Raw genomic sequence first — 16,851 nt, forward strand, 5'->3', positions numbered from 1 at the left:
GAGCAATGATAGAGGTCTCTACCATTACTCTTATAGGTTTAGTAATGTATGCTCCATCACGATCTGTAGCTCCTCATAACGTAAAAGTAAATTTACGCAATGAGAGTGTTATCCTTGTTTAAGATAACCCCAATAGCGACGCCTTTGACATACATTCGCTATTTCGGCAGCTTTTCCTTTCAACTGTGATCTTTGTTGTCATCCTCACACAGCGTACTTTTAAAAACTGCTCCTCTACCCCATCGGATTATGATGTGGTGATATTCTTTTTACTTTTCTATAGTACCAGTCCTGAGGTTGTTTTTCAAGCCTTTATGGAGCAGGAAGCGGAACCTCCATAGAAGGTGACATGCCTTCCCCAACATTATAAATTTCTGGAACTTTTCCTCTTATCAGTCCCATGGCAACGGGTATATCCTGTTCAATCGTTGTAACGCGTGTAGCGAAAGGAACAATAATTTGAACATTGACAATTAAATGGATGTTCACTTCCACAAAAGCATTATTGATGCCAAATTCTCTTATATTTGAAGTGATGTTTGAAGTAACATCGCCTACTGCATGAAATCGTATTGGAACTTCCGGCCCGAGATTTCCCAATAGAACATTATTTGTAGCTTGTCCTAAAGGAACCGTGTAAACAATCCCTTCCATATCACCCGAATCCTCTACCTCAAGATCGAGATCCGTCAGTGAACGCAGTACGCTTGTGTCCCCGCGTTCAATTGCCCGCAGATGCTCCTGAACTAACTGCGTCGTTTCTGCTTGCACCCGATTAATAATTTCGGTGTTAAATTGAGTGGTCACCATTTCAGCGGAATCGGTAGGAACATTTTCAATGATTTCATTTATATCCATGATATTCGCGATTTCTCTGTTTACTGCTTTACTAATAACAAGAGCGCCAATTTTTTTTGTCTGTGATTCTGCGTAGTTCATTAATGTCGGTTTAATTCCTACGTTAATGGTCCATAATGCCAACAAGGTAAATCCAATAAAGAGAACGATGGAAATAAACCAAACATATCGAAGCGGCAACGGCCCATATGGTCGCGCTGATTTAAATTTCACATAAAACGCCCTCCTTCGCTTCATTGTATGCGAAGAAGTGGACGAGTTGCCTATAATCTGAACTTCCTTACACCTGAACTGGCAGAAGTTAACCTGCACCCATATTTTTAAGCTTGTGCTTTAAAACATCACGCAAAAATTCAGGCATAAAATACTCTTTTTTTGCTCTTTGCATTTCAGGGAAAAAGTAACCAAAGGTAAACATATCAACAGTAGCCACCCGGTACACTTTATCCGGTTGAATAACTTCTCCGCCTATTTTAAAAGTGTAGGAATGAGACAAGATATTTTTATAAATAAAGGTTCCAAGAATGCTTCCCCGAAAACCAAGACCTTTTACGACTGTTGTCGGCCAATCCTGATTCTGCGCCTGTCTCAACACCTCTTTCAGCTCACTTCCTTCAAGCTCGACAACACAAGGGTTAATGGGATGGGGCAAAATCCGGTGCAAATCAAATGCTGTTACCGGTCCTGCTGACAGTGAATCCAGGAGAAGTCCTCCTGTTATAATGGAACAATCTGCCTCACACCACTCAAGCAATGCATCTGCAAGCAGAGAGGATAGAACAGAATCAGGGTCCAGCGGATGATGCGGGAGCGGATCTTTAAGAGAGGTTTCCACAGTAGACAGCAACTCTTTTCCCCGGTCCATCCACCTTTGAATTTCCTGCTTTTCTTTAGGCGACTCCTTAAGCCCGCTTGTCTCGATAAGCGAAGCACTTTTTCGAGTGACTGAGCTGGTTTGATGATCGAAATCAATTTCCACTTTCCCGGTGTACGCACCATGCTTTCCTGCAGCAGCAAGCAGTGTTTGATTTTGAAGCTTTCCCTGTTGGAATGTATGGTGAGTATGCCCTCCCATGATGACGTCTATTTCCGGACATTCTTGTGCTACCCATTCATCTTCCCGGATGCCGAGATGGGAAAGAAAAATAACAATGTCCACTTTCTGCTTCAGCACCCGCACCTGAGCCTTCAGTTCATCTTTTGCAGGAGTAACAAGCCAGCCGAGTCTTTCGTAAAACGCGGGATATTCTGCTGTAACAGCTACAATGCCAATTTTTGTTCCTTTTTCAGTAGAGGTAATATACGTCGGGTAAACCCAGTGCGGGCGCTCTCCTTCACTGGTAAAAAGATTAGCCAGAACAACCGGAAATTGAGCTTCGTCATAAAGATGATGCAAATCTTCATGGGAAAACGTAATCCCTTCATTATTTCCAATTGTAACAGCATCGTAGCCTGCTTCATTCAACAGCCTTATGTTTTCTTTTCCCTTAGACCCTTCTGTCAGTGGATGCCAGCGGTCCGCATGATCGCCAATATCAAATAAAAAGACAGCTTCACCCTTATCCTGATGAAATTGCTTTCTTTCGATCAGGAGATCCCGGATCCTCGGCCAGTTCTCAAAATGACTGTGAAGATCATTTGTATGATAAAAATGGATGGTTTCTTTCACGGGAGAATCGCCTCCTTCTTTGCTATCCCAATAGCCCCTCCACAATGGAACGGATTCCAATTAAAATCAGAATGAAACGAAGGACTAACACAAGCTTGTCCGAGCGCAGCCGGTGATTCAGCCAGGCACCCAGTTTCGCACCAACCCATGCTCCAGGAGCCAATGCGAGAACGTAAAGCCAATTTACATTTCCTAATGCTATATGAGAGGCAGAACCTGTAAGAGATGATAAAAACACCATCAGCATGGAGGTGCCCACCGCTACATGAGGAGGAAATAAAAAAGCGATGATCATAACCGGAACCATAACAGAACCGCCGCCGATTCCAAACAAACCTGAAGCGAACCCTACTGCGAAAGCAGCCAATACTCCAATGAATGGAGGGAATCCATACTGAAACTCCACACCCTGCGGATCGGTGAAGTGACGCTGATATGAAGCGGTTTTAAAACGTTTGATTGGTTTTATTCTATTCCGCACCATGAGAATGAAAGATAAAAAAATCATAAAAAATCCAAAAGATAAATGAAATGAATCCAGTGTAAGCCGCTGATTCACCCAGGATCCAAGAATCGTACCTGGACCGCTTCCTATAAAAAACAACAGACCGCTTTTAATATCGACCGTATTCTTTTTTAAATAGGAAAGTGTAGAAGAAAGGCCTGTGAAGATCATGACGACAAGTGATATCCCTACTGCTGTCTGAGGCGTAATACCGGCAATCCAGCCTAATGAAGAACCAAAAAACAAAAGGGCAGGTACCACAATAACTCCGCCGCCCAGTCCAATCAAGGAGCCGAGCGCGCCTGCTGCTAAACCAATTCCAAGTAATAAAAGCCATTCCATTCTATTTCATCTCCAGCTTCTTGATCTGAGGTTGTTCTCCGCCCGCAGTTTCCATCCTATTAAATGAAAAAAGCCGCTTAAAATAAATCCAGCTGTCGCGGGGCGAGAGTTGTATATTCTATATTCATTAAACGCATAAAATGCTTTGCATTTTTTACGGCATGCCCGCCTGAATTATTATTAAAAAGCACGTAAACATCACCCGTCTTTTGATGCAGTGAATGAATTCGTGTCGTCCACTCAATAAGTTCTTTTTCATTATAATCATATAAATAGCGTACCTCACGCCAATTATCTTCATTTCCTTTTCGGGTCCAGCCATGTACATTGCGTCCATGAAACCGAACGAGTACAGCTTCTTCATGTGTCACGATAGGTACAATCGGAATGGATCCTTCACCAGCCTGTGGTTCATCACAAACACTGTGAATCCATTTTTCTGCCTTTAAAAATGAGATTGTTTGATCTTTAAATGCTGGCTCATACCAAGTTTGATTGCGGAACTCAATCGCTAAAGGCAGATCAATGAGCTGCTCCTTGCAGTAACGGATATAATCTACATTCTCTTTTCGGCAGTCAAACCACGGAGGAAACTGCAAGAGCACCATTGCGAGCTTTTGTGCCTTTTGGAATGGCAGAACAGATTGTTTAAACGCACCGAACATACCCTTAATGGAATCAAAAGGGATGTCACCGCGCTGATGCCCTGTCATACCCTGATAGGCTTTCACAACAAACCCAAAATTATCAGGGGTCTCCCTGATCCATTTCTCTACATTACGCTCAGGCTGGATTGCATAAAATGAAGCATCAAGCTCCACAATGGGAAAATGGCCGGAATAATCCTTCAGTTTTTCCCGAACACTGGAACTTTCCTGATACACATCAGGATGATCGCCCCAACCTGTTAATCCAACATAAATCATGACATCACCTGCTACTATGTAAGCTTTCTTTTATTGTACCATAACAAAAAAAAGAATAACCTCATCCTATTCTTACTATACGCAGACTTAACATTTATCTATTCGTTTCGTCCGGTATTATTTAAATGAGTGGTTTGGATGCAGCTTGCGCTTGAGAAATTTGTGAATGAAAGACTGTGGATAGCTGATGTTGAAATGAAAAACACACATCCTGTAAAAAGGATGTGTGCAATAAACTATTGTCTTAACCGATTGAACCTTCCATCTCGAACTTGATGAGACGGTTCATTTCAACTGCATATTCCATTGGAAGCTCTTTTGTAAATGGCTCGATGAAGCCCATTACGATCATCTCTGTTGCTTCTTCTTCAGAAATTCCGCGGCTCATTAGATAGAACAGCTGCTCTTCAGATACTTTTGATACTTTTGCTTCATGCTCCAATGAAATATTATCGTTTAAGATTTCATTGTAAGGAATTGTATCGGAAGTGGACTGATTATCCATGATCAGTGTATCGCACTCGATATTTGAACGTGCTCCGTGAGCTTTTCGTCCAAAATGAACGATTCCGCGATACGTAACTTTACCGCCTTGCTTTGAAATGGATTTCGAAACAATCGTAGAAGAGGTATTAGGTGCCAGGTGATGCATTTTTGCTCCTGCATCCTGATGCTGTCCTTTACCCGCTAATGCGATTGACAAGGTCATACCGCGTGCGCCTTCACCGCGAAGGATAACCGCTGGGTATTTCATTGTCAGTTTGGATCCGATGTTGCCATCTACCCATTCCATCGTTGCGTTTGCATCACATACCGCACGTTTCGTTACCAGGTTGAATACATTGTTGGCCCAGTTTTGAATCGTTGTATATCGGCAATACGCATCTTTTTTAATAATGATTTCAACAACCGCACTATGAAGTGAGTTGGTTGTGTAAACAGGTGCTGTACACCCTTCCACATAGTGAACGCTTGAGCCTTCGTCCGCAATGATAAGCGTTCGCTCAAACTGCCCCATGTTTTCAGAGTTAATTCGGAAATAAGCCTGAAGCGGAGTATCTACTTTTACGCCTTTTGGCACATAGATGAAAGATCCGCCTGACCATACTGCCGAGTTAAGAGCAGAAAACTTGTTGTCACGTGATGGGATAACAGTTCCAAAATGTTCTTTAAACAGCTCTTCGTCTTCACGGAGAGCAGAATCAGTGTCTTTAAACACGATTCCCATATCTGTAAGTTCTTGCTTCATATTATGGTAAACAACTTCAGATTCATACTGGGCAGATACACCTGCCAGATACTTTTGCTCCGCCTCAGGAATACCAAGTTTATCAAACGTATTTTTGATTTCTTCCGGTACCTCATCCCAGCTGCGTTCACTTCTTTCAGAAGGTTTAACATAGTAGGTGATTTCATCGAAATTCAACCCGCTCATGTCGCCTCCCCATTGTGGCATCGGCATGCTGTAGAACTGCTCAAGCGCTTTAAGACGATAGTCAAGCATCCATTGCGGCTCACTCTTCATACGTGAAATTTCTACAACAATATCTTTTGTTAATCCACGCTTCGAGCGAAAAATGGAAACATCTTCGTCGTGGAAGCCATATTTATAATCGCCCACATCCGGCATTTTCTTCGCCATGGTGATTCCTCCTTTTTTACTTACCTGCTACGCTACGGATTCCCTTAGAACCCATTTTTAGCGAGCATAAACTGATTTAGTACGTAAAAACAGCTTTTAAGATTGATTTTCGTCAATTCCTTTTTCCATCGCTTTCCAGGCAAGTGTGGCACATTTGATTCGTGCCGGAAATTTCGCCACTCCCTGCAATGCTTCAATGTCGCCAAGATCGATCGAATCATCGTACTCCTTGCCGAGCATCATGTCGGAAAAAATCCCTGACATCTTCAGAGCTGTTTCAACTTGCTGACCCTTGACTGCCTGCGTCATCATGGAAGCGGAAGCCATAGAAATTGAACACCCTTCGCCATCAAACTTGGCTTGTTTTACGATTCCGTTATCCACATCAAGTGTTAAATGTATACGGTCACCGCAAGTAGGATTGTTCATCTCTATTGTAACACTTCCATCTTCAATTGCACCCTTGTTGCGAGGGTTTTTATAATGGTCCATGATTACTTGCCGATATAATGTATCCAAGTTATTAAAAGACATCGCTAAAATACTCCTTTGTTTTCACAAGTCCAGCGACAAGCTTATCAATGTCCTCTTCTGTGTTGTACAGATAAAAGCTTGCACGCGCTGTAGATGAAACATTAAGCCATTTCATCAGCGGCTGGGCACAATGATGGCCTGCACGGATGGCGATTCCTTCTGCATCAAGCACTGTGGCAAGATCATGAGGGTGCACATCCGCTAAATTAAAGGTAACAAGACCTGCACGCTCTTTTGGATCTGCCGGGCCGTATATAGTCATGTCTTCAATCTGTGACATCTTATCCATCGCATAAGCTGCTAGATGGTGTTCGTGCTTTTCAATTTCATCAAGGCCTACCTCTTCAAGAAAATCAATTGCAGCACCTAAGCCGATCGCGCCTGCAATAATCGGTGTGCCCCCTTCAAATTTCCACGGCAGTTCTTTCCATGTCGACTCCTGCAAGCCGACAAAGTCGATCATTTCACCGCCAAATTCGATCGGTTCCATCTTATTTAAGATATCCTTTTTGCCGTAAAGAACACCAATGCCGGTTGGCCCGCCCATTTTGTGTCCGGAAAAAGCAAAGAAATCACAATCAAGATCCTGAACATCCACCTTCATATGAGGGGCTGCCTGAGCACCGTCCACCACCATAATCGCACCATTTTCATGCGCGATTTTCGTAATTTCTTTAATGGGGTTCATCGTGCCAAGCACGTTTGAAACCATCATGATCGAAACAATTTTCGTATTCTTTGTTACAGTTTCACGAACATCATCCAGTGACAGTGTTCCGTCTTCCTGTAAAGGAACGTATTTAAGCTCAGCACCTGTTGCTTTAGCCAGCTGCTGCCAGGGAATAATATTGCTGTGATGTTCCATGTGGGTGATAACAATCTCATCGCCTTTACCCACCTTTTCACGGCCATACCCCTGCGCAATCGTATTAATGGCAGTAGTGGTACCCCGCATGAAAATGACTTCCTGCATAGAAGAGGCGTTAATGAATTTCTTCACCTTTTCACGGGCGCCTTCATACCGGTCTGTAGCTCTCGTTCCTAATGTATGAACACCACGGTGTACATTGGAATTGTACCCTCTGTAGTATTCATCTAATGTTTGGATCACAGACAGCGGCTTTTGAGAAGTCGCTGCGCTATCCAAATAAACAAGTGGATGTCCATTAACTTCTTGATCAAGAATTGGGAACTGTCTGCGAATCTCATTTACATTCATTATTGAACTTTCCTTTCAATTACCTCGCTCAGCTGTCTTCTGACTCCCTCAATTGGAAGCTTTGATACAACAGGTGCAAGGAAGCCATGTATAACAAGACGTTCTGCCTCATGCTGCGAGATCCCGCGGCTCATTAAATAAAAGAGCTGCATTGGGTCGACCCGTCCAACAGAAGCTGCGTGACCGGCTGTTACATCATCTTCGTCGATCAATAGGATCGGGTTGGCATCTCCGCGTGCTTTTTCACTCAGCATCAGCACACGAGATTCCTGTTCAGCATTCGCTTTTGTCGCACCATGCTCAATTTTACCGATGCCATTAAAGATGGAAGAAGCTGCATCCTTCATAACGCCATGCTTCAAGATATATCCTTCTGAGTTTTTACCCCAGTGAGTAATGTTCGTTGTGAAATTCTGTTTTTGATTTCCACGGCCGACTACAACCATCTTCGTATCGCCGAATGAATTGTCGCCAATTAATTTAGTCGTGTTTTCAGAGATGGTATCTCCATCATTCATCATGCCAAGCGCCCAATCAATACGGGAGTCGCGTCCTGCAATTCCCCGGCGGTTCACGTATGTTGTGGTGCCTGCTGATAAATTATCAACCGCTCCATATACAACGCGTGCATTTTGTTTAGCAATAACCTCTGACACGATATTGACAACAGATTCTTTTACATCATCAGTTGCCAGATACGATTCCACGTATGTCACAGAGCTGTTATCATCTGCTACGACTAGCACGTGATTGAATAAAGCAGCACCTGGGTGGTCATGTACATAAACAGCCTGAATCGGCTCAGCGATTTCAACATTTTTCGGTACATACAAAAACGCCCCGCCGTTAACCAAAGCTGCATGCAATGCTGTCAGTTTGTGTTCATCCACTTTTACAGCGTCTGTCATAAAGTATTTTTCTACTAGTTCAGGGTGTTCTTTCGCTGCTGTTAAAATATCAGTGAAAATAACTCCCTGTGCTTTAAGGTCTTCAGAAAGAGTCAGAAGCGCTGGTGTATTGTTGCGCTGAATATAGAGATTCCCCTGCTTTTCTACATCGATTAATGATTTAATGCTTTCTGGCAGCTCTTCTAATGAGCCATATGCTGTGCTGTCAACAGTGTGATTTGCAAATTGAGTAAAATTCCACTTTGCAATTTTTGTTTTGTCCGGCTTCGGTAATGGAAGATCAACTGCTTTCGCAAGAGCATCCAATCGAAGGGACGACAGCCAATTCGGTTCACCGTTACGCTGCGAAAAAGCCTCTACCGTTTGCTGATCAACCGGTAATTTAATTTGTGTCGTCATTTTAATCCTCCTATCGGTTACGCTTCTTGACCTACAGTTTCGTCTTCAATTCCAAGTTCTTGTTTAATCCAGTCGTAGCCTTCTGCTTCCAGACGGTGTGCAAGTTCAGGACCGCCGGATTTTACAACGCGTCCCTGCATCATTACATGAACTGCGTCAGGTGTAATGTAGTTCAATAAACGCTGATAATGTGTGATAATCAGGCAGCCAAAGTCTTCTCCGCGCATTTGATTGATCCCTTTTGAAACAACTTTAAGTGCATCGATATCAAGACCTGAATCAATTTCATCAAGAATCCCGAAATCAGGTTTGATCATCATCAGCTGAAGGATTTCATTTCGTTTCTTTTCTCCGCCTGAAAATCCTTCGTTTAAATAACGCTGAGCCATGTTTAAATCCATTTCTAGGAATTCCATGTTTTTATCAAGCTCTTTAATGAATTTCATAAGAGAAATTTCCTGTCCTTCTTCACGACGGGAATTGATTGCTGAACGAAGGAAGTCTGCGTTTGTAACACCTGTAATTTCGCTCGGGTACTGCATCGCCAGGAATAGTCCTGCTTGCGCACGCTCATCTACTTCCATTTCCAACACGTTTTCTCCATTTAAAAGGACTTCACCTTTAGTTATGTCAAATTTAGGGTGACCCATGATGGCAGATGCAAGAGTTGACTTACCCGTACCATTTGGCCCCATAATAACATGTATTTTACCGCTATCAAGTTCAAGGTTTACACCTTTTAATATCTCCTTGCCTTCAATTTCAACATGAAGATCTTTAATAATTAATGTTGAAGCCATAGCTTTATTACCTCCGTTTGAGCAATTTTATGGAATATCCATTCTCACTTTATTCTCATTCTAATCTTATAACAAATTAAAATAAGAATCAAATCCTATCGACTGTCCGACAGATTGTGATATGGATTATCTTTAAGCAGAAAAAAGCCAGTGTAATGAACACTGACTCTTTCTACTACCTATTATAGATGATTGTGAAGTTTACTATCAAGTTCTGCAATCAATTCTTGACTCTTTTTGTAGTCTTCTTCTCTTTTCATTTCAACTTCCATGCGAACCTCATGTTGTGTCATGTAGGTTTCGTAACCTACTCCATGAGAGCTTTGCATTGCTTTTTCCATTTCGCCTGTGTACTCCATATTAATCTTATGGATAATGAATCATTCCTTTTCGGTTTTTTCCGTGGCTTATGTTCATGTACACAGCATATTTACCCGGCTTCAATATAAATAAACCAATTATTTGTATTTTTTATTGCTGCATTTGTCCTTCTTCAAATAAATTTAATGTCCACTCCACTTCAGTAGCTCCTTGTGACATGACAGCGCCTGCCTGAACCGCTGCACTTACTGCTGTAACTTCACGGATCTGAGAAGGCGTAAGTCCGTGGTCAATGCAGCCGGTGACATGATAATGAACACAATATTCATCCTGAGTTGCCAGGCTTACGCCTAATGCTATAAGTTGCTTCTCCTTTTGAGTAAGTTCGCCTTCTTTAAAACATTCTTCGGTGAAGGAGTGATATGTTTTCATAATCGCAGGCATTTTATTGCTTAATTCTCCAATTGCTTCTTTTAATGTAAATACATCTTCATCCTGAATATGTTGATCCATATTGCCACCTCTTTTAATTAGAATAAACTTAATATGTGCAGGATTGGATTGATCATTCGTTATTTTAATAAGATCGGCAAAAGAGACCGGGGCATTTCCGTTTCAGGCGTACGCTTTCCGCGGGGCGGGAGGTGAGCCCCTTCAATGCTGCCGCATTTTCATGGTCTCACCCTTCCCGCTTTATCCCGCAGGAGTCGACGCCTTCCACTGCAATGCCCCTATTCTTTTTAACTTTTTGCTTAAAAATAGGGGACTGAGATGGCTCAAAGATAAAGTATTGAGACCTTTCACGTCTGCGATATGGAGTGAATTGAAAAGCAACTGGAATCTACTTTAAAGGAGACCGGGGCATTTCCGTTTCAGGCGTACGCTTTTTAGCGGGGCGGGAGGTGACGCCTTCCACTGCAATGCCCCTATTCTTTTTAACTTTTGCTTAAAAATAGGGGACTGAGATAGCTCAAAGATAAAGTATTGAGACCTTTCACGTCTGGGATATGGAGTGAATTGAAAAGCAACTGCAATTAACTTCTTAAGAGTATGAGGGTTTTAAATCTGGAATCTACTTTAAAGGAGACCGGGGTATTTCCGTTTCAGGCGTGCGCTTTTTAGCGGGGCGGGAGGTGAGCCCCTTCAATGCTGTCGCATTTTCATGGTCTCACCCTTCCCGCTTCATCCCGCAGGAGTCGACGCCTTCCACTGCAATGCCCCTATTCTTTTTAACTTTTTGCTTAAAAATAGGGGACTGAGATAGCTCAAAGATAAAGTATTGAGACCTTTCACGTCTGCGATATGGAGTGAATTGAAAAGCAACTGGAATCTACTTTAAAGGAGACCGGGGCATTTCCGTTTCAGGCGTACGCTTTCCGCGGGGCGGGAGGTGAGCCGGTTCGATGCTTTGCATCTTCACAGTCTCACCCTTCCCGCTTCGTCCCGCTGGAGTCGACGCCTTCCACTGCAATGACCCTATTCTTTATAACTTTGTGTTTTAAAAGGGGAACTGACTTACCGCAACTGTAAAGTATTTATTTCCTTTTACGCCTGTGATATAGAGTCGCTTGAAAAGCAGGTGAAATCCTATTTTTACAGATACTTTTCATAACAACTAATCACTAAATTATGACTGTCTGGGTTTCTTAATTGAGATACAATAGCTATAGTGTGAAAATGTCTGAAGAATCTTCAGTGGGGCTGAAACCTGAGCATATGAATTTTTACATATAAAATTTGAATAGCTATTGATGAAGAATAAATGAAGAGATATTGTTTTAAATTTGAAAACAGGGGTGATTATGTGGGAACTTTCGAAATTTTGGGTTTTGTTTTTGGAATGACGGGATTCACATTCGGTATTGTTGCTTTTACAACTAGTACGATTACTAGTAACAGTGTAAAAGAACTTGAAAAAAGAATTAATGATCTAGAGAATAAATTATAAACAATGTCTCAAGATGAGTGCAAAATCTCATTCTAAGTGACGTGCTGGAAGCTGTCTTAATCTTACCAACTATCTACATATAAAAAGAGGCTGGGACAATTCTGAAAAAAGTTTAACGAATGAGGTAATATTTTTTAATAGTATGAGGAGAGCGGAGCGGAAGGTGGCGACTCCAGCAGGATATGACGGCAAGCTGAGACTTTACAGGGCATCGCCCTGGAAGGCTCAGCGCCGTCCCTGCGGAAAGCGTCCGCCTGAAGCGCAGCGAACCGTTCAAAAAGGCTGAGACATTTTTTGTCCCAGCCTTTTTATGTTTGATATGAGTTCTTATGATCAAGCCTATTTAGCACCTCTACAATTCCACGTTAGGCAAGACTGACCACACATTCTATTGTTATTCTCCACTTACAGGAACAACAGAACCTTCCCATTCTTCAAGAATAAAGTCCTGGATTTCTTCTGAAGTTAGAACTTCTACAAGTTTTTGAATGGCTTCATTTTCTTCGTCTCCGCTGTTAACAGCTATTACGTTTACGTAAGGAGAATCTTCATCTTCACGTGCAATTGAATCTTCAATAGGATTTAGTCCGGCATCAATTGCATAATTTGAGTTGATTAGAACAGCGTCGCCTTCGTCGTTTTCATATAGCTGAACTAGAAGGGATGCTTCTACATCTGCTACAAATTCAAGATTTTTCGGGTTATCCTGAACATCTGAGATTTCAGCGACTGTTTTATCTACTTCAGGGTCAAGCTTAATCAGGCCTTCTGCTTCAAGCATCGTTAAAATCCGTCCATGGTCCGCAACAGAGTTACTCATAATAATTTCAGCGCCATCTGGCAATTCGTCTAGCGAGTCATATTTTTGAGAATAAACACCGATTGGTTCGATGTGAACTCCGCCTGCGTTCGCTAAATCATACCCAAGCTCCTCATCTGCATTCTGCGACTCAAGATAAGGTACATGCTGGAAATAGTTCGCATGAATTTCACCTGCATCTAAATCTTGATTCGGTAGAACATAGTCCTGGTAAGTTTCAATGACAAGATCTACCCCTTCTTCTTCAAGAATCGGCTTTGCCTGTTCTAAAATTTCCGCGTGTGGAATATTTGAAGCTCCAACGATCAGTTCAACTGGTTCGCCGTCTTCACTTTCTTCAATTTCACCTGCTGAATTATCTGACCCGCATGCTGTTAAAGCAAAAATACTAGTTGCTGCAAATGTTCCTGTTAGCCACTTTTTCATCTACATTCTCTCCCTTTTTTATCATTTATCTTTTATCCAATTTCCGTGTGAAGAAATCACCTAGAAATTGAATGACAAATACGATAACTAAAATAATTATGGTTGCTGCTAGTGTTACATCATCACGGCTGCGCTGAAATCCTTCAAGGAAAGCCAGGTTTCCTAGTCCGCCTGCTCCAATTACACCAGCCATGGCTGTATACCCAACAAGTGCAATGGCGGTTACTGTAATACCTGAGACAAGTGCAGGCAGCGATTCTCTAATCAGTACTTTGCTTATAATTGTTGAAACCCTTGCTCCCATTGACCGCGCAGCTTCAATGACTCCTTTATCGATTTCACGGAGTGCGATTTCAACCATTCTGGCATAAAATGGAGCTGCCCCGATAATTAAGGCGGGCAATGCCGCATCTGCTCCCCTGATCGTGCCAAGCATAGCCCGGGTAAACGGGATGAGGAGAACAATTAAAATAATAAACGGGATGGACCTGAATACATTTACGATGATGCTTGTGATCAGGTAAACAGCCCGATTTTCCCAAATATTATTTTTAGAAGTCAGAAAAAGCAGTAAACCGAGTAAAAGACCGATGATAAACGTAAAGATAACTGAGATCACAGTCATATAAATGGTTTCGTAGGTAGCCTCCCACATATTAGGCCATTCTACATTTGGAAATATTTGTTCAATCATATGTGATCACCTCCACTCCAACTTTTGCGGAATGAAGAAAATCTACTGCTTTGTTTACTTCAGAAGCCGAGCCATTGACATGAATAAACAATGAACCGTAAGCCCCGTTTCGTGTCTGTGAGATTTTCCCCTGCAAAATATTGACTTGCAGGTCAAACGAACGAATAAGACTGGTGATGACTGGCTGCTCAGCAGATTCTCCGACAAATGTCAGCTTGATTACTTTGCCGGCCTTAAATTCTCTTACAAGCTGCTCAATTGTTTCTTTTGTTTCTTCAGGCTCTGTCACCTGCTGTACAAAGCGCTTTGTGATTGATTCTTTCGGCTGCTTGAAAACGTCAAGTACATCTCCGAGTTCAACTACACGGCCTTCTTCCATCACAGCAACCCGGTGACAAATTTTCCGAATGACATGCATTTCATGTGTAATCAAGACGATGGTTAGCCCCATTCGCTTGTTGATATCCACCAGTAATTCCAAAATGGCATCGGTCGTCTGGGGATCGAGTGCGGAGGTTGCCTCATCACATAAAAGCACTTCCGGCTCATTTGCGAGTGCGCGGGCAATTCCTACTCTCTGCTTTTGCCCGCCGCTCAGTTGAGACGGGTACGCATCCCCGCGGCCATCCAGGCCGACCAGCTCGATTAATTCATCGACGCGTTTATCACGTTCTCTCTTTCCTACTCCGGCTATTTCAAGTGGAAACGAAATATTCTCCCGGACCGTTCTCGACCATAATAAATTAAAATGTTGAAAGATCATGCTGATTTTTTGGCGTGCTCTTCGCAGGTCGCTGCCCTTACTATTCGAGATGACCTTGCCGTTAACATCGACCATTCCTGATGTTGGCGACTCGAGTCCGTTCAGCATGCGGATTAAAGTGCTTTTTCCTGCTCCGCTGTACCCGATAACGCCGAAAATCTCTCCTTCATTTATTTGAAGGTTTACGTCATCTACAGCTGTTAACGTCCCGCTTTTTGTATTAAATAACTTTTTAACATTTGAGATGGTAATCACGCCATCACCCTCTTTCTTTTTTAGCATCCTGATGCACTAACTAAGCTTTGACTGATTATGTCATCAGGTAAAACAAAAACGCCCTTCTGCAATAAGAGCAGAAAGGCGCAAAAAATTAATGTCCCTTCTCTCATATCCCAGGTTTAACCTGTGTGAATTGGCACCTTTCCAGTCACGTTTGACTGCTGGTTGCCGGGTTTCATCGGGCACATCCCTCCACCGCTCTATATAAGAGTGTTCGTCATATTCAATTCATAACACCTGATGTCGAATCATGGCGTTTTCAGTACGAGAATCATATTATCACGAATTCGAAATAAGTGTCAACAAAAAGTATTCGCCTAAAATTCAGTATTTTCACTTATACGTCAAAAGCGGAGTAATGCAAGGGGAAGAAGGGAAACGAATTTTTCCATAAGAAAAAGTCATCCCTCTTTCAGATGACTTTGCATGATTTCAAATATATTCGGGACGGATTCGAATTTGTAAAGCTTTTCTTCGAACTCTCCATTTTTCCAAATCAGCAGACATGGTACACTTTCAATTTGATACGTGTCAGCAAGTGATTCAACGTAGTTCAGATCCGCTTTCCCAATTTTATAATCAGGAAGAGTGGCTGCTGTAATATCAAGCATACGCCCTGCCAGCTTGCAGGTTCCACACATTGGCGTGTAAAGATAAAGAGCGGTGTGGGCTGTTTCATCCAGCTTAGCCTGCAGCTGCTCGAGATTCCATTCTTGTATCATTTATAAATTCATCCTTTTTTCCAAATACTCTGTATTAATATCGATATTTGCACTTAGCAGCAAGGAAGCTAAAAAATTTGAAGGTGTGGTGGCCACTTCTCTGTAAGCACGGTCAATATATAGATGTTCTGCATCGGGAAATTCACGCTTAAATTGCTTGCGAAGCTTTTCTCCGGCTTCATCTGCATCCACTAAAATATAAACATCCCGATTGGTAAGCTGGTCAATTAGTTCATCCATTCGTGAAAAACTGATTGTTCCATTTGTACAAATAATGTCTACCGGTTCGCGAATAATCGGCAGCACCTTTCGTTTATCAGACGTACCCTCGACAATGATGACCTTGTCATACCCATCATCCATCCTGCCTCACACCCTATCATCCATAATTGGCCAGTTCATAACACAATTAATTGATTACAGCAGTATATGATGCTTCTTTTATTTTCGCTTGTTTCTTTGTGAAATGCAAACAGCAGCAACTAAAAAAAGGCGCCTGATCAACTATTCATTGCCAGCTGTCCTTCACTTAAAAAATTAATGACGGATAGTCGAAAGAGAAAAACCTTGTGCCTGCAGACAAAAATATAAATAAAGCCGCTGTACGTTAACGTGCACGTCCAGCGGCTTACTTATGTATTGCTTAACCTTCATTAGTCATTTCATCATATTTTTCAGCCGTCATTAGCTCGTCAACTTCGCTTGGATTGTCCAGTTCAACAACAACCATCCATGCTTTTTCAAACGGAGACTCATTTACAAATTCAGGGCTGTCGCTTAATTCTTCGTTTACTTCTACGACTTTTCCGCTCACAGGGGCATAAAGCTCTGAAACCGTCTTAACTGATTCCACACTGCCAAATGGCTCGTCTGATTTAAGCACATCTCCTACTTCAGGAAGCTCAACAAATACAATATCACCAAGTTCAGATTGCGCAAATGAAGTGATGCCAATACGTGCTTTATTATCTTCTACTTTTACCCACTCATGTTCTTCTGAATAACGTAATTCTTTAGGTGAACTCATTTTATTCCCTCCACTTTCGATCTACTTTCTACTCTTTAATTTTTGCATA

17 protein-coding genes and 2 riboswitches are annotated in these 16,851 nt (G+C 42.2%); all 17 genes read right to left on the reverse strand.

Translation table 11 applies throughout. From position 1 onward, the window contains the following. Positions 1-58: 58 nt before the first annotated feature. Positions 59-245, reverse strand: a riboswitch (Lysine riboswitch). Positions 246-312: 67 nt separating this feature from the next. Beyond that, a complete protein-coding gene (gene yunB / locus KR50_RS15505; protein ID WP_232304297.1) occupies positions 313-1,071 on the reverse strand; it encodes a sporulation protein YunB in 759 nt (252 codons plus the stop codon). A gap of 88 nt (positions 1,072-1,159) precedes the next feature. After that, the gene (locus KR50_RS15510; RefSeq protein ID WP_041060762.1) at positions 1,160-2,527 is read right to left on the reverse strand and encodes a bifunctional metallophosphatase/5'-nucleotidase; all 1,368 of its coding nucleotides are present in this window, start codon (positions 2,525-2,527) and stop codon (positions 1,160-1,162) included. Between the two features lie 22 nt (positions 2,528-2,549). Continuing rightward, the gene (locus KR50_RS15515; RefSeq protein WP_041060764.1) at positions 2,550-3,374 is read right to left on the reverse strand and encodes a sulfite exporter TauE/SafE family protein; all 825 of its coding nucleotides are present in this window, start codon (positions 3,372-3,374) and stop codon (positions 2,550-2,552) included. 77 nt (positions 3,375-3,451) lie between these two features. Next, positions 3,452-4,300 (reverse strand): DUF72 domain-containing protein, encoded by an 849-nt coding sequence (locus tag KR50_RS15520; RefSeq protein WP_041060766.1) that lies wholly within the window; start codon positions 4,298-4,300, stop codon positions 3,452-3,454. A 244-nt stretch (positions 4,301-4,544) separates the two neighbouring features. Next, complete coding sequence (gene sufB, locus KR50_RS15525) at positions 4,545-5,942, reverse strand: Fe-S cluster assembly protein SufB (protein WP_041060768.1); 1,398 nt, start codon at positions 5,940-5,942, stop codon at positions 4,545-4,547. A gap of 96 nt (positions 5,943-6,038) precedes the next feature. Beyond that, positions 6,039-6,476: a Fe-S cluster assembly sulfur transfer protein SufU gene (sufU, locus tag KR50_RS15530; RefSeq protein ID WP_041060770.1), complete on the reverse strand. Its 438-nt coding sequence runs from the start codon at positions 6,474-6,476 to the stop codon at positions 6,039-6,041. Further along, positions 6,466-7,695: a cysteine desulfurase gene (locus KR50_RS15535; protein ID WP_041060771.1), complete on the reverse strand. Its 1,230-nt coding sequence runs from the start codon at positions 7,693-7,695 to the stop codon at positions 6,466-6,468. Before KR50_RS15535 ends, sufU begins: the two co-directional genes overlap by 11 nt. Next, the gene (gene sufD, locus KR50_RS15540) at positions 7,695-9,002 is read right to left on the reverse strand and encodes a Fe-S cluster assembly protein SufD (RefSeq protein ID WP_041060773.1); all 1,308 of its coding nucleotides are present in this window, start codon (positions 9,000-9,002) and stop codon (positions 7,695-7,697) included. The genes KR50_RS15535 and sufD overlap by 1 nt, the downstream gene beginning before the upstream one ends. Positions 9,003-9,019: 17 nt before the next feature. Further along, positions 9,020-9,802 (reverse strand): Fe-S cluster assembly ATPase SufC, encoded by a 783-nt coding sequence (sufC, locus tag KR50_RS15545; RefSeq protein WP_041060775.1) that lies wholly within the window; start codon positions 9,800-9,802, stop codon positions 9,020-9,022. 182 nt (positions 9,803-9,984) lie between these two features. After that, positions 9,985-10,143, reverse strand: a complete 159-nt coding sequence (locus KR50_RS18660) for a hypothetical protein (protein WP_198134269.1) — start codon at positions 10,141-10,143, stop codon at positions 9,985-9,987. 130 nt (positions 10,144-10,273) lie between these two features. After that, on the reverse strand, positions 10,274-10,636 hold the full coding sequence (locus KR50_RS15550) for a carboxymuconolactone decarboxylase family protein (protein ID WP_052477158.1): 363 nt from the start codon (positions 10,634-10,636) through the stop codon (positions 10,274-10,276). Positions 10,637-12,465: 1,829 nt separating this feature from the next. Beyond that, positions 12,466-13,317 (reverse strand): MetQ/NlpA family ABC transporter substrate-binding protein, encoded by an 852-nt coding sequence (locus tag KR50_RS15555; RefSeq protein ID WP_041060777.1) that lies wholly within the window; start codon positions 13,315-13,317, stop codon positions 12,466-12,468. A 25-nt stretch (positions 13,318-13,342) separates the two neighbouring features. Further along, positions 13,343-14,011 carry a methionine ABC transporter permease gene (locus KR50_RS15560; RefSeq protein WP_041060779.1) on the reverse strand — a complete coding sequence of 223 codons (669 nt, stop codon included), beginning with the start codon at positions 14,009-14,011 and terminating at the stop codon, positions 13,343-13,345. Further along, complete coding sequence (locus KR50_RS15565; RefSeq protein ID WP_041060782.1) at positions 14,004-15,029, reverse strand: methionine ABC transporter ATP-binding protein; 1,026 nt, start codon at positions 15,027-15,029, stop codon at positions 14,004-14,006. Before KR50_RS15565 ends, KR50_RS15560 begins: the two co-directional genes overlap by 8 nt. A gap of 127 nt (positions 15,030-15,156) precedes the next feature. Continuing rightward, positions 15,157-15,264, reverse strand: a riboswitch (SAM riboswitch). A 190-nt stretch (positions 15,265-15,454) separates the two neighbouring features. Further along, positions 15,455-15,775 (reverse strand): thioredoxin family protein, encoded by a 321-nt coding sequence (locus KR50_RS15570; protein ID WP_332307481.1) that lies wholly within the window; start codon positions 15,773-15,775, stop codon positions 15,455-15,457. Beyond that, positions 15,776-16,138: a toprim domain-containing protein gene (locus KR50_RS15575; protein WP_041060785.1), complete on the reverse strand. Its 363-nt coding sequence runs from the start codon at positions 16,136-16,138 to the stop codon at positions 15,776-15,778. 280 nt (positions 16,139-16,418) lie between these two features. After that, positions 16,419-16,802: a glycine cleavage system protein GcvH gene (gcvH, locus tag KR50_RS15580; protein WP_041060788.1), complete on the reverse strand. Its 384-nt coding sequence runs from the start codon at positions 16,800-16,802 to the stop codon at positions 16,419-16,421. Positions 16,803-16,851 lie beyond the last annotated feature (49 nt).

Source organism: Jeotgalibacillus campisalis, assembly GCF_000829515.1.
In the GTDB taxonomy this organism is placed as follows: domain Bacteria; phylum Bacillota; class Bacilli; order Bacillales; family Jeotgalibacillaceae; genus Jeotgalibacillus; species Jeotgalibacillus campisalis.

Bases quoted from the DNA above. Each gene is read 5' to 3' on its own strand.
- gcvH (WP_041060788.1), bottom strand. From the start codon at position 16,802: ATGAGTTCACCTAAAGAATTACGTTATTCAGAAGAACATGAGTGGGTA.
- KR50_RS18660 (WP_198134269.1), bottom strand. From the start codon at position 10,143: ATGGAAAAAGCAATGCAAAGCTCTCATGGAGTAGGTTACGAAACCTAC.
- KR50_RS15535 (WP_041060771.1), bottom strand. From the start codon at position 7,695: ATGAATGTAAATGAGATTCGCAGACAGTTCCCAATTCTTGATCAAGAA.
- KR50_RS15560 (WP_041060779.1), bottom strand. From the start codon at position 14,011: ATGATTGAACAAATATTTCCAAATGTAGAATGGCCTAATATGTGGGAG.
- sufC (WP_041060775.1), bottom strand. From the start codon at position 9,802: ATGGCTTCAACATTAATTATTAAAGATCTTCATGTTGAAATTGAAGGC.
- KR50_RS15515 (WP_041060764.1), bottom strand. From the start codon at position 3,374: ATGGAATGGCTTTTATTACTTGGAATTGGTTTAGCAGCAGGCGCGCTC.
- KR50_RS15520 (WP_041060766.1), bottom strand. From the start codon at position 4,300: ATGATTTATGTTGGATTAACAGGTTGGGGCGATCATCCTGATGTGTAT.
- sufB (WP_041060768.1), bottom strand. From the start codon at position 5,942: ATGGCGAAGAAAATGCCGGATGTGGGCGATTATAAATATGGCTTCCAC.
- KR50_RS15550 (WP_052477158.1), bottom strand. From the start codon at position 10,636: ATGGATCAACATATTCAGGATGAAGATGTATTTACATTAAAAGAAGCA.
- KR50_RS15555 (WP_041060777.1), bottom strand. From the start codon at position 13,317: ATGAAAAAGTGGCTAACAGGAACATTTGCAGCAACTAGTATTTTTGCT.
- sufD (WP_041060773.1), bottom strand. From the start codon at position 9,002: ATGACGACACAAATTAAATTACCGGTTGATCAGCAAACGGTAGAGGCT.
- KR50_RS15575 (WP_041060785.1), bottom strand. From the start codon at position 16,138: ATGGATGATGGGTATGACAAGGTCATCATTGTCGAGGGTACGTCTGAT.
- sufU (WP_041060770.1), bottom strand. From the start codon at position 6,476: ATGTCTTTTAATAACTTGGATACATTATATCGGCAAGTAATCATGGAC.
- KR50_RS15570 (WP_332307481.1), bottom strand. From the start codon at position 15,775: ATGATACAAGAATGGAATCTCGAGCAGCTGCAGGCTAAGCTGGATGAA.